The following is a 12738-nucleotide window of genomic DNA, read 5'->3' on the forward strand; positions in this document are numbered from 1 at the left end:
GGTTAAAATTTTTTGAGAAAATCCTGCAGGTAAGAATGGATAATGATATGCTTATTGCTGGTTTTCATAATGGTTATTGCTTCCTCTAAGGGTAAAGATAAAATATTTTTGATTATCAGAATCCCGATTACAGAACTTCTGGTAAATCCCATTGTACAATGGATGAGTATTTTCCCATCTTCAGGAAGATGTCTGTGGGTTCTGCTGATTTCTGTGATGAGAGATTGTGTTCTTTCAAGATCAAATGTTCCTATATCTAAAATAGGACGGAAAAAATAATTAGCCTGCTCTTTTAGCAATAAGTTTTCCTCAATTTCAGGAGAAAGATCATATACAAAAGTATTTTTATCTGGCTTAAAATATTTTAAAGTTTCCTGATCCGGTTTTGATGAAATATAAATACGGGAAACGGGTTCAACAGGTGTTTTATTTTTTCGGAGAAGTCTCCAGAATATCCGGTACATTAAAAGATATGGGAAATAAAAGATCTTTTTGGTCCAGGAAATGTTTCCGTTTCTATCTTTTAAGAAATAGGTATTGTCTTTTTGATAATGATAACCGATGCAAAAATTCATCAGAGCCGGCCATAGCAGGATTAGTCCTAGTTGCCCTGAAAACTGATTCAATAATAATGCAGTTAGAATAAACATCCAGGCCGATAAAAAATAAAAATTAGCGACATGAAAATTCCTGTATTGGAAATCTTTTTTTCGGTAAGGAAAGATGATAAAACTGATATGAGAAAGTATAGCACCCGTTATGATGTCAATACCATGATGCTGATAGGTAGTTAACGTTGAAAATCCTAATAAAATAAGCAAGAATAGTAGAAAAGTCCTTCCTTTTTGTAATGTTCTGAAAACAGACCAGAAGATCAATGCATAGGAAATATGTAATGAAGGAGCCTGATTAAAAGGTGAATCAAATGTTTTTAAAAACTGAAAAGAATATCCCAAAATGAAATTTTCAATATCAGGTTTTTGTAAAGAAAACTTTAAAGGAAACAACAGAAAAGAGATCCCTGCAATAATTGTCACAAAGAGCATTCTTTGGGTCAAAACCTTAAGCTGTTCTTTATTAGTACAAAGGAAAAATACCAGATAGAAAAATAATCCACTGGTCATATACGGAATAATCGTCCATGGAATAAACGGAATATATTTTTCAAAGTTAAAAACAAACGATGGAACCTCCGGTAATGCTGAAATATGCCACGCCGTATAATTGTAAACCACAGTGAATACAACGGAACAAAGTATCAGAGCATACAACTTCTGCTGTATTTTCAATCGTTTTTCATCCATTTTGCTTTTCTGAACATAATGATATTTAGTAATGAAGAAGGAAGCAGGGATAAAGATTTCATCATCCACTTCATTTTTGCTGGAAAAATAACTAATTTTTCTTTGTCTTCAATGGCTTTGGTAATAATAGAAACTGCTGTTTCCAAATTGATGAGAAATGGTTTTTTGCTTAAATCATTTTGATTCAGCTTACGTAATTTTTCAGTATCCACATAGCCCGGTGCAATAGTGGTTACAGAAATTCCAAAAGGTTTCAGGGCACGGCGGTAAGCATCAGCAATCTGAATGACAGATCTTTTACTCTTAGTATATAAACTGGAATTTTCATAATTCATAATTCCGGAAACTGAGGCAATGACAGCAATATTTCCGCTTTTCTGCTTTTTCATAGCTTTTCTTGCAGCTTCAAAACAGTTCACCGTTCCTAAAATGTTAGTCTGCAGCATTTCCTCCGCTTCTTCATAGGAGATTTTTCTTGCCACATCTTCTGCATAGCTTCCGGCACAATTAATAAAGATATCAAGTTGATCTTTATCCACAAGGAAAGACTTTAATGTGGATAAAACAGAACTCATTTCACAAACATCTGTCTGGAAAACCTGCAAGGTTTCGAAATGGCTATCGGTAATTTTTGCAGGATCTCTTCCACAAACTCCTACACAATATCCTTTTGAAAGATAATGCCGGGCCAGAGAATAGCCAATACCAGATGTTCCGCCTGCAATAAAAACATTCATGAGTAAGTTGTGATTTTCAATTGTATGTAAAAATAAATTTTAAAAATGAAAAATAAGGATGTTTTGCTACGGATACATAATAATTTTATTTTCCCACAGATGTTGCAGATTTATACGGATGACTCGTTTTGAAGTGGATGTCTTGATCTCGGAAAAAATCAGAAAATTTTTGATTCATATTTTGACATTGTGGATAACTTTTTTATATTATAAATTAGACTTGTTTATGAAAAATCGTTTAACAGATGTAATTTATAACTTGTTGAATTTTTGATGAATATGGAGATGTGTTTTCTGCAATTCCATATTGTGGATAACTTTTTTAACCGCAGACTGTACAGATTTACGCAGGTGCTTGTGGATAATAAATCAGAAATTTTCAACACTTTTATGTGTTTTTTATACGAAGACTTGTTACTTGAAAATAATCTTGGAGGTTAAAACTTTTGTGGTTAAAAAAATTATAATTTAGTCTTTATTCCTTTCACGGTTTGATCAAAACCATACTGCCACTGCATTTCCATATCCTGTACAAATTGCTGATAAGTTTTCGGCAATGAAAAATCAATCTCCAATTTTTTCCAGTTAATGCTTTTTTCCGGATAATGACCTTTTAAAACTTCTTTTATGCTGGTAGTGTCAATCTGATAATCAACTTTAATCTGATTGGTTTCCAATAATCTTTCATTAGCATTGAAACCAAAAACCGAACGGATTAGTGCCTCTTCAATTGAGGTGTAAGGCTGTTTTTTCTCAGTAATGATTTCCTGGGAAAGATGTTTTGCCAGTTCAATGGGAATAAGATCAATAACTCCGCCCATAAAATAACTCTGTTTGAGAAGTACAGGACTCACGTAAAACATATCAGAGATAGAAGCTCTTGTACTTTCAAGTAGCGAAGCGTCTGTTATAAGTTTAGAATCTTTTTCAACGGCGCTGTTTTTAAAACTGTTGAAAGTAACGGAAATATGCTCCGCGTTTATTTTTTTCGCTGTTTCAGAATCAGTGAAGATTACTTTTCTGAACAATTTTTTTTCATTTCTTGTCTGTTGGGACTCCTGTGGACTAAAAAGAAGTTCAGATCCAATAATAAGGGTTGGAATTTCTTTTGAAAACCTAGTACCTTTTAGTGAGGGAAAACATTCAGAAAGATCTTGAGGCATTTTCACAATATACCGGTTGAAAACATCTTCAATGAATGGCGCTTTTCTTTTATCAAAGCATTTTTTTAATGAAAAAACACCTATCTCAGAGAGTTTTTTATGTTTGGTCAATGCTGTTTTTGATACAAACTGATAGTATTCTTCTGATTTCATATATTCCTTTCGGGAAAAATGATCAGGAAAAGCGTTGATAACAGTTGCTGCAAAAGATCCGCCACAGGTTGCAATGAGAATATCCGGTTTCATACCAAGTTCATCCAGGGCTGCAAAAATACCAAGGTAAATCATTAGCCTTGTTCCGCCTCCTGAGAAAATGACTGATCTTTTAAATTTTTCATCCATGATTTTAATTCTTTATCAAAAATGAAAGGATCCAGAAGAATAGTGGAGCATTAAAAATGAGACTGTCCATTCTGTCCAAAAGGCCTCCATGGCCGGGTAGGAGTGTGCCTGTATCTTTTACTTCTGTTTTCCTTTTTAGATAAGACATGAAAATATCTCCGCAAAACCCTGAAATTCCCAAGGCTATTCCAATAATACTATTGGTGAAGATACCGGTTTTCAGTAAAAAGGATCCTAAAATATTACTTAGGATCACCGTAAGAAAAATGCCTCCTATAAGTCCTTCTCGCGTTTTATTCGGACTGATTTTGGGTACGATTTTATGTTTGCCAAAGAATTTTCCCATCAGATACTGAAAAACATCATTGAGCTCTGTTACCACAACAATGAAAATAATGGAACTAAGCCCATTGGAACTGCATCTTATCCATAACAGATGTGGAAAAGCAAAAAGGCAGACCAGCAGAGCAATAAGAATCCCATACAATTGTTGTACAGAAGCTCTTACAATTAAAAAATAAAGAAAGACAGTAGCTCCTAAGATAGAACTGTACAAAAAGTAATATTCAATATTAAAAAAGTATAACAGTAAAAACTGGGCAATTCCAATGAATATAGCAGGATTTACAGGATTTACAACTTTAAGCATTCTTGAAAGTTCAAAGAAAGCCTGAAAGCTTATCCATGAAATAAAAATGGTCATGGCAAGAGGATGTGAAATTCCGAGGGCAAAAACTATAATGATATAAATCCAGGTCTTTACTCTTAAGGGAACGTCTGCGAATTTATTTTCTTCAGGCTTCATTCAGTGATTTCTTAAGTCGGGCATAGGTACTAATCAGTAGTAGAATGATGATGATTTCTATAATATAATTTGAAACCGCTGTGATGCTGACCCCAAAAAACACAAGTAAACCATATAATCCTAAGATAAGCGCACGATCACTTTTCCCCATAGGGCCATCATAACGACGCTCTTTTCCTACAATTTTTCCTATCAGTCCTGCAAATTCATTAATCACACTTAAGACAATGAAAATAACAATCAGGTATATACTTTCGGGCTGAAATTTTAACAAAGGGAAAAATATAATGACATCAGACACAATATCACCTACCTCATTTAAGACTTCTCCCAGTTTGCTGGTTTGGTTGAATCTCCTGGCCATCATTCCGTCTAAAGCATTTAAAGCCATTCTTAAAAGCAATCCGATCGGAAGACTCAGAAAAAGCCATTTTGATGAATCTGCATTCCAAAAAAGTACCCCAATTATAGCGGATAACAGAATTGAACTGATTGTAATCTGATTGGCCGTAATTTTATTCTTATTTAAAAATAATAAAACAGGAGTAAGCAGCTGCTGGAATTTTGGTTTGAGTTTATATACCGAAATCATGGTGATTATTACTTTGTATCATTTGTCTTTATCAAATATAGAGAAAAATTTTAATCAGGATTTATAATTGTTTGAAGGGTGTTTCTACATTTTAAAAATCTAAAAAATTGCTTTGTATCTCTTTTTCCCATAACTTTGCACAAACCTAATCTAATGAGTAAAAAGAATACAAAGTACATCTTTGTGACAGGAGGTGTAACTTCATCTTTGGGAAAAGGAATCGTGTCTGCTTCTTTGGGACTATTGCTAAAATCACGCGGTTTTAACGTAACGATCCAAAAACTTGATCCTTATATCAATATTGACCCGGGAACTTTGAATCCTTATGAACACGGAGAGTGTTATGTGACTGAAGATGGTGCGGAGACGGATCTGGATTTAGGTCACTACGAGCGTTACCTTGATGCTCCTACATCCCAAAACAACAACGTTACTACAGGAAAAATCTACCAGACTGTAATTGAAAAAGAAAGAAAAGGAGACTTTCTTGGAAAAACAGTTCAGGTAATTCCTCATATTACTAACGAAATTAAGCGTAGAATTAAAATCCTTTCTAAACAGAACTACGATATCATCATTACCGAAATCGGAGGAACTGTAGGGGATATTGAATCTTTACCATACATTGAAACTGTTCGTCAGCTGAAGTGGGAACTGGGAGAGAAAAATTCTATGGTGATCCACCTTACACTATTGCCTTACCTGGCTTCAAGTGGAGAATTAAAGACAAAACCATCTCAGCACTCCGTTCGTCAGTTGATGGAAAGCGGAATTATGGCTGATGTATTGGTTTGCAGAACAGAACATAAAATTCCAAAAGATCAGAGAGCAAAACTGGCTCAGTTCTGTAACGTTCCATTGGAAAACGTTATTGAATGTAAGGATATGGAAACTATTTATGAGGTTCCAATGTATCTTCAGAAACAAGATTTCGATGACGTAGTCTTGAAAGAACTGGATCTGAAAAGTGATAAAGATGCTGATCTTAAAGACTGGAAAACTTTTGTGAAAAAATTCCAGAACCCTAAGAGAACTGTTGAAATTGCATTGGTTGGAAAATATGTTTCCCTTCAGGATTCTTATATTTCTATTGCTGAAGCATTCAAACATGCAGGAGCTGACCTTGAAACTGAAGTAAAAGTAAGATGGGTATACAGTGGAGATATTACAGAAGAGAATATCAAAGAAACACTTAAAGGTGTTAATGGTATCCTTGTTGCTCCAGGTTTTGGAGACAGAGGGATTGAAGGAAAAGTTCTTACTGCAAAATATGCAAGAGAAAATAAAATTCCAATGTTGGGAATCTGTTTAGGAATGCAGATTATGACGGTTGAATTTGCAAGAAATGTTTTAGGACATACAAAAGCAAACTCTGTGGAATTTGATACGGCAACTCCGGATCCTGTAATTTCATTAATGGAGGAACAGAAAAATGTGATTGATAAAGGAGGGACGATGCGTCTTGGAGCGTGGAAATGTGCTTTGAAAAACGGATCTAAGCTATACGAAATCTATGGAAGTAAAAATATTTCTGAAAGACACCGTCACCGTTATGAATTCAACAGTGATTATCTTCAGGAATTTGAAAAGAACGGTTTCTTAGCTACAGGAACAAACCCGGAAACAGGATTGGTTGAAGCATTAGAATTACCAGGACATCCATTCTATGTAGGTGTACAATATCACCCGGAATACAAGAGTACGGTAGCTACACCGCATCCTCTATTCAGAGCTTTTATTAAAGCTTGTGAAACTTCTAAGTAAGATATTTTAGTGTGGGAAGAACATAATATTCAACCCAACATCAACAAATAAGGTAATTTTTTACCATAAACGTCTATCGATAAACTCAGGTTGATTTTTCTCAGCCTGAGTTTATTATATACTAATGTATTATAGTATAGAGTTTTGATAAAAAAACAGTATTTTTGTCAGCTCAAATAACGTACTGGTGTACGTACATTTTAAGTTTAAAATTTTAATCTAAAATAAAATGCAACAAAACAACGGAATCGATAAGAAGCAGATGATTAGTTTCGCGGTTTTATGCCTGGTTCTCTTCGGTGCAATGTTCTATTTCCAGAACAAGCAGATGAAAGAAGAAGAGTTAAAAGCTCAGCAGCAGAAAACGGAACAGGTGAAAAATGTCGTAAAACAAACTCAGGCCACCAATATCAATCCAAATGTAACTCCTAATGCGATTCAGACAGCTAATTTGTCTAACAAAGAATTGAATGTCGAATTCTCAAGCTTAGGGGGACAGGTTTCTAAAGTTCAGCTTTCAGAATACAAAGCATACAATAATAAAACGGATCAGGCTGACCTTCCGCTTTATCTTATCAATAAAAATAATTCAAACTACGGATTCCAGTTTAAAGATAAAACAGGGAAGGTAATCAATACTAAAGATTTAGTTTTCTCACCTACTGTTAACGGAAATGCTGTAACGATGACCGCTAACTATAATGGAGCTGTTATTCAGTTTATTTATACATTACTTCCAAAATATACACTTGATTTTAAAGTAAGAACTCAAGGTCTTGCAGCAGTTACTTCTGATAACAAAGCCGATTTTATCTGGGATTATAGTGTAAGAAACCTTGAAAAAGGTAGAGCTCAGGAACAATCTCACTCAGAATTCTCTTATGCTTTCAATAATTATAAAGATTATGATTATGATGGAAGAACCACAATGGAGGAGGAAAAAGAAACTCTTAACTGGATTGGAGTAAAACAGCAGTTCTTTACTTCTGTTATCGAAGCTAAGAATGGATTTACTCAAAGTAAGGGGAATCAGGAAAATGTAGAAGAAGGAGAATATCTGAAGAAATTAAACTATGAAGGTTTTGTTCAGATGACCGGAAGTGAGCTGAATCAGGATTTTACATGGTATTTTATGCCATTGGATTTACCATTATTAAAATCTTACGATAAAAATTTTGATGAAATTCTTCCGTTAGGTTGGTCTTTCATTGGAGCAATGAACCGTTATTTCTTCATGTGGTTATATGCAATTATTGCTGGATGGGGATTGTCAGCAGGTTGGGTAATTTTTGCAATGACAATTATCGTAAAATTGATTCTATCACCAATTATGTACAAGCAGCATAAGCTGAGTGCTATGATGAAGGTGATTCGTCCGGAAATTGATGAAGCAAATGCTAAGTTCAAGGATGCGGATCCAATGAAGAAGCAGCAGGCTACGATGGAGATCTACAGAAAAGCTGGAGTAAATCAGATGGCAGGATGTTTACCGGCGTTGGTACAGATCCCTATCTTCTATGCATTATTCCGTTTCTTCCCGAACTTTATTGATTTAAGAGGTCAAGGATTCTGGTTTGCAAAAGACTTAACGGCTTATGATGATTTGATTAAATTACCATTTAAAGTTCCGTTCCTTGGAGATCACTTAAGTATCTTTGCATTGGCTTGTACAATAGTTATCTTAATCTATACTGTAATGACCTCAGGAAACATGCAGCAGCCACAGCAGGAAGGAATGCCAAACATGAAAGTGTTAATGTATATCTTCCCGATTACATTCTTATTCTTCCTGAACACTTCAGCATCAGGTCTTTCATGGTATTACTTTGTATCGAATGCAATTAACATCCTAATCATCCTTGTTATTAAATATGTAATTCTGGATGAGAAGAAAATTCATGCTCAGATTCAGGCTAATAAAGAAAAGCCGAAAACGGAAGGTAAATTCCAGAAGAAGATGAGAGAAATGATGGAGCAAGCTCAACAGCAACAGCAAACTCAAGAAAAAAACAAAAAGAAATAATCGATAATCTATCATAATAAAAAAGAGAAGCAAATTGCTTCTCTTTTTTATTTTATATAAAGTTTAATTTTTTAATTAGTCATACTTTAATCTGAAAGACTGTCTGTGATGTTTTGTTGGCCCATGCTTAATTAATGCTTCCTGATGTCTTTTTGTAGCATATCCGAAATTGGTATTCCAGCCATATTCGGGATGTTCCTCGTGAAGATCAATCATTAATCTGTCTCTGTAGTTTTTAGCAAGGATGGAGGCTGCAGCAATGGCTAAAACTTTGGAATCACCTTTTATGATGCATTGATGGGGAATATAATTATAAGGATGGAATTTATTGCCATCTACCAAAATAAGTTCCGGTGTTATAGCCAGTTTGTCTAGGGCTCGATGCATTGCGTGGATACTGGCATTGAGGATGTTATGCTCATCAATGAATGCTGGTGGAAGTTCTGCTATGGCATAGCTCTTTACATTATCTCTGATATAGCTGTCCAGATTCATTCTGGTTTTAAACGTTAGTTGCTTGGAATCATTAATGAGACTTTGTTCAAAATTATCATCCAAAATAACAGCTGCGGCGACTACCGGCCCGCTTAAACACCCTCTCCCTACTTCATCACATCCTGCTTCAATGTAAATGTTTGACCAGCTTTTTATTAAGTCCATATTTTTTTCTACTGGTACAAAAATATAACTTTTTTTTAAGTTTTTTTTTTTTGATATTTCTCCAAATTGATAGTTGCTATGCATATCCTTGTTTTGTTGAAAATATCCCTTTTAATGGGTGTTTTCAATCTGTTTGTGTTATCGTTGTTTTGGTGAATTATTTACAATGATAACCCACTATTTGTTGAATTTGATTATGTTATTTTTAATATTTTAACAAATTGTTTGGTAATTTTAAGAAACTTTCACATATTTGTAGCCAAATAAAAAAAATAATACATTCATGAAGAAATTAACAACGAGTGTTCTGATTATTGCACTCTCTGCTTCTTTTATTAATGTAAATGCCCAGAAAAAAGGGAATGATACATTGAATACTCAGAATATCGGAGAGATTGTGGTAACGGGAGCATTGGGAATTAAGAAAAAGCAAGATGCGATTACGGGAAGTACAGCTCTTGTAAAAACCGAAGAGCTGACTAAAGCTGGTAACCCGAATGCTGTTCAGGCATTAACAGGTAAAGTATCCGGTCTTTATATCAACGTTCCTAATAGTTCGGTAAATGGACAGGCAACGATTAATTTAAGAGGACAGAGATCTTTAACAGGGGATAACGGTGCGCTAATCGTTATTGATGGTGCGCCTTCTACAGCTGCTATTTTCCAGCAGTTGCCTCCTGATGTTATTGAGAGTGTTAACGTATATAAAGGTCAGCAAGGATCTGCATTATATGGTGAAAGAGGAGCGAATGGTGTAATTGTTGTTACAACAAGAAAAGGAACGAAATCTGAAAAAATTCAGTTTACCCTGACTTCGAACATAGATGCGTCTTCTGTGTATAAAATGCCTATTATTCAGGATAAGTATGGCCAAGGAGGTCCTGGTGGTGACTTTACTCCTGGACTTCCGGAAATGGGTGGGACTACCTGGATTCCTTATGAAAATACATCTTGGGGTCCTCTTTATTCTGATCCTATTATAGCAGGAAAGAATTTAATTATAGGAACACCTGATGCAAACGGGCAGTTTGTTATGGGAAAATATGCTCCCAGAAAAAACCATTTTGCAGATTTTTTTAAAACAGGAATACTGTACCAAAATGGCTTAACTATGAATGTTGGTGGTAGTGATGCTTATGCGTTCTTCTCTTTCAACAGAACTCAAAATGATTTCGTTGTAGACAAAGACAGGTTAAATAGAAATAATATATTATTTAAAGCAGGAAAAAAATTAGGTAAATTAAGAGTGGATGGTACTTTCAATTTAGTTGATCAGCAAACATCTGAAACAAACTCGAATTTATATGATGACTTGATTCAAATGCCTTCAAATGTTGATATCAGAGCTTTCTCTAAACCTGATGCAGAGCATTATTTCACTACTTATGCAGATAATCCATATTGGACGATAGATAACGAAAGATATAATAATAAAAGTACGACTTTCAGTGGTATTTTAAATCTTGAATATACTTTTAATGATCATATTAGTTTATCATATTTAGGTAATGTTTTGAGTATTTCTGCGTTAGGGGAAAGTTATAATAATGGCTGGAGGTTCGGTAAAGTGTTTGCCCCTACAGGTACAGCTTATGATGACAAATCATTCTTAGATTTTAATCATACCAATATTGAATCCAGCTATTATAAAAGTGTAAGCAGAAGATTCAATTATTATGGAGATATAATGTTGAATTTTAATTATAAGCTTACGGATGATTTAGGATTGAAATTAAATATTGGTAATAACGTTCGAGATGATTCTTTTACAGTGGCTACTGTAGGAGGAACCAATCTTCAGATTCCAGGTTTTTATCATATAAATAATGTAGGAAATCCTTCTCCGTTTTCTGAACTTCAAAATACACAGACACGTATAAGAAGTATTGCGGGTTTTGCCAATTTAGATTTAGCATATAGAGACTTCTTATTTTTAAACTCAACATTTAGAATCGAAAAGAGTTCTGTATTATCTACACGTGATACTTTTACTCAAGAACTTAAGAATAAACCTTATTCATACTATTCGGTAGGTCTTTCATTCGTTCCAACAAAAGCTTTTGAAATATTGAAGGGAGGTGTTATGAATTATGCGAAAATTACAGCATCTTATACTAAGGTAGGAAGTACTGCAGCAATTGGTGCTTATGCAACTGATGAAGTTACCGGATTGATCCCATCTGGATTCCCAATGAATAATGCATCATATGTAATCAATAGAAATCCAACAAATCCTGATATTAAGCCTGAGTTTACGAATACTAAAGAAGCTTCAATTCAGTTAGGTTTCTTTGAGGATAGGATTACTTTGGGAGGATCTGTGTTTACATCTGGAGTTACAGATTTGATTACTAATTCTTCAATCTCTAATGCAGCTGGTATTACGACATTGAGAGATAATATTGGTGATGCAACCAATAAAGGGCTTGAATTGGACCTTGGGCTTACTCCGATAAGAACCAATGATTTCGAGTGGAATATCAGAGGTTCATATAGTACTTATAAATCTGAAGTTACAGATCTTAAGAACGGTGTGGATGATATCTTATTATTACAAGTTGGGCGTCCATCTGCAGGGATTTATGTTAAGAAAGGAGAGGAGTATCCTTTAATTAAAGGGACAAAGTACCAGAGAGATGATCAAGGTAGAATTATAGTTGGGAAAAATGGTGTGCCTTTAGCTACTTCAGGTTTTGAGGTGTTGGGTAAAGTAACTCCTGATTATATCTTAGGATTCAGCACTTCTTTCCGTTATAAAGGATTTAGACTTTCAGGTACTGCAGATTATAGAACCGGAAATAGCTTTATATCTATTACTAAACAATTACTTGGATTTACAGGAGCTTTAGAAAAATCTGCTGATTATGATAGAAGCCAGGGATATGTGGTACCTAACTCTGTGCAGAATGTAGGAACAGCTGCCAACCCAGTGTATGTTACCAATACTACTGCTGCTTTGGGAGCAGATTATAACGGTGCAATTACTTACTTCACGGCAAATGGTTATTATAGCTCTGTTGGTGAAGAATTCGTTGTGGATGGAACGGCTTTTAAAATTAGAGAAATTGCTTTGAGCTATACATTACCTAAGTCTATTCTCGCAAATACTTTCCTTAATAATCTTACGTTTGGGGTTTATGCCAGAAACCCTTTTGCTTGGTATGCTAAAAGTAATAGAAACTTTGCTGATCCTGAAACAGCTAGCAATACGGGTGCTGTCAATCAAAGACCTGGACAGGCGCTTGGAACTGGAGGACCAAATGCTTATGGTGTTGCCTATACCGGGCAGTATCCTACTACTAGAACTTTTGGGGTTAGTATGAGTGCATCATTTTAATTAAAATCAAG

9 protein-coding genes are annotated in these 12738 nt (G+C 34.7%); 3 read left to right on the forward strand and 6 right to left on the reverse strand.

Annotated elements, in window-relative coordinates:
• Window positions 1-2 precede the first annotated feature (2 nt).
• From M2372_RS13755 to M2372_RS13775, 5 genes are all read right to left on the reverse strand, one after another.
• The gene (locus M2372_RS13755; protein ID WP_123320753.1) at window positions 3-1304 is read right to left on the reverse strand and encodes a phosphatase PAP2 family protein; all 1302 of its coding nucleotides are present in this window, start codon (window positions 1302-1304) and stop codon (window positions 3-5) included.
• Window positions 1286-2041, reverse strand: a complete 756-nt coding sequence (locus M2372_RS13760) for an SDR family oxidoreductase (RefSeq protein ID WP_123320752.1) — start codon at window positions 2039-2041, stop codon at window positions 1286-1288. The genes M2372_RS13755 and M2372_RS13760 overlap by 19 nt, the downstream gene beginning before the upstream one ends.
• A 461-nt stretch (window positions 2042-2502) precedes the next feature.
• Window positions 2503-3546: a patatin-like phospholipase family protein gene (locus M2372_RS13765; RefSeq protein WP_123320751.1), complete on the reverse strand. Its 1044-nt coding sequence runs from the start codon at window positions 3544-3546 to the stop codon at window positions 2503-2505.
• Between the two features lie 4 nt (window positions 3547-3550).
• The gene (locus M2372_RS13770) at window positions 3551-4351 is read right to left on the reverse strand and encodes a phosphatidate cytidylyltransferase (RefSeq protein ID WP_123320750.1); all 801 of its coding nucleotides are present in this window, start codon (window positions 4349-4351) and stop codon (window positions 3551-3553) included.
• On the reverse strand, window positions 4341-4943 hold the full coding sequence (locus tag M2372_RS13775) for a CDP-alcohol phosphatidyltransferase family protein (protein WP_123320749.1): 603 nt from the start codon (window positions 4941-4943) through the stop codon (window positions 4341-4343). Before M2372_RS13775 ends, M2372_RS13770 begins: the two co-directional genes overlap by 11 nt.
• 153 nt (window positions 4944-5096) lie before the next feature.
• Here M2372_RS13775 and M2372_RS13780 point away from each other — a divergent pair, with 153 nt between their 5' ends.
• Window positions 5097-6707 (forward strand): CTP synthase, encoded by a 1611-nt coding sequence (locus M2372_RS13780; protein ID WP_115970395.1) that lies wholly within the window; start codon window positions 5097-5099, stop codon window positions 6705-6707.
• 229 nt (window positions 6708-6936) lie between these two features.
• Entirely contained in the window at window positions 6937-8730 is a 1794-nt protein-coding gene (yidC, locus tag M2372_RS13785; protein WP_123320748.1) for a membrane protein insertase YidC, read from the forward strand.
• 75 nt (window positions 8731-8805) lie between these two features.
• Here the strand turns inward: yidC and M2372_RS13790 are convergent, their stop codons facing one another.
• Complete coding sequence (locus M2372_RS13790; RefSeq protein ID WP_123320991.1) at window positions 8806-9390, reverse strand: ribonuclease HII; 585 nt, start codon at window positions 9388-9390, stop codon at window positions 8806-8808.
• Between the two features lie 283 nt (window positions 9391-9673).
• Between M2372_RS13790 and M2372_RS13795 the strand changes: the two genes are divergently transcribed.
• Window positions 9674-12727 carry a SusC/RagA family TonB-linked outer membrane protein gene (locus tag M2372_RS13795; RefSeq protein WP_123320747.1) on the forward strand — a complete coding sequence of 1018 codons (3054 nt, stop codon included), beginning with the start codon at window positions 9674-9676 and terminating at the stop codon, window positions 12725-12727.
• The last annotated feature ends 11 nt before the right edge of the window (window positions 12728-12738 follow it).

Origin of the sequence: Chryseobacterium sp. BIGb0232, assembly GCF_024810195.1 — a bacterium.
Classification (GTDB): domain Bacteria; phylum Bacteroidota; class Bacteroidia; order Flavobacteriales; family Weeksellaceae; genus Chryseobacterium; species Chryseobacterium pennae.

What these genes read in the sequence shown, in the direction of transcription:
- M2372_RS13755 (WP_123320753.1), bottom strand. Translation starts at nt 1,304, where the DNA reads ATGGATGAAAAACGATTGAAAATACAGCAGAAGTTGTATGCTCTGATA.
- M2372_RS13760 (WP_123320752.1), bottom strand. Translation starts at nt 2,041, where the DNA reads ATGAATGTTTTTATTGCAGGCGGAACATCTGGTATTGGCTATTCTCTG.
- M2372_RS13765 (WP_123320751.1), bottom strand. Translation starts at nt 3,546, where the DNA reads ATGGATGAAAAATTTAAAAGATCAGTCATTTTCTCAGGAGGCGGAACA.
- M2372_RS13770 (WP_123320750.1), bottom strand. Translation starts at nt 4,351, where the DNA reads ATGAAGCCTGAAGAAAATAAATTCGCAGACGTTCCCTTAAGAGTAAAG.
- M2372_RS13775 (WP_123320749.1), bottom strand. Translation starts at nt 4,943, where the DNA reads ATGATTTCGGTATATAAACTCAAACCAAAATTCCAGCAGCTGCTTACT.
- M2372_RS13780 (WP_115970395.1), top strand. Translation starts at nt 5,097, where the DNA reads ATGAGTAAAAAGAATACAAAGTACATCTTTGTGACAGGAGGTGTAACT.
- yidC (WP_123320748.1), top strand. Translation starts at nt 6,937, where the DNA reads ATGCAACAAAACAACGGAATCGATAAGAAGCAGATGATTAGTTTCGCG.
- M2372_RS13790 (WP_123320991.1), bottom strand. Translation starts at nt 9,390, where the DNA reads ATGGACTTAATAAAAAGCTGGTCAAACATTTACATTGAAGCAGGATGT.
- M2372_RS13795 (WP_123320747.1), top strand. Translation starts at nt 9,674, where the DNA reads ATGAAGAAATTAACAACGAGTGTTCTGATTATTGCACTCTCTGCTTCT.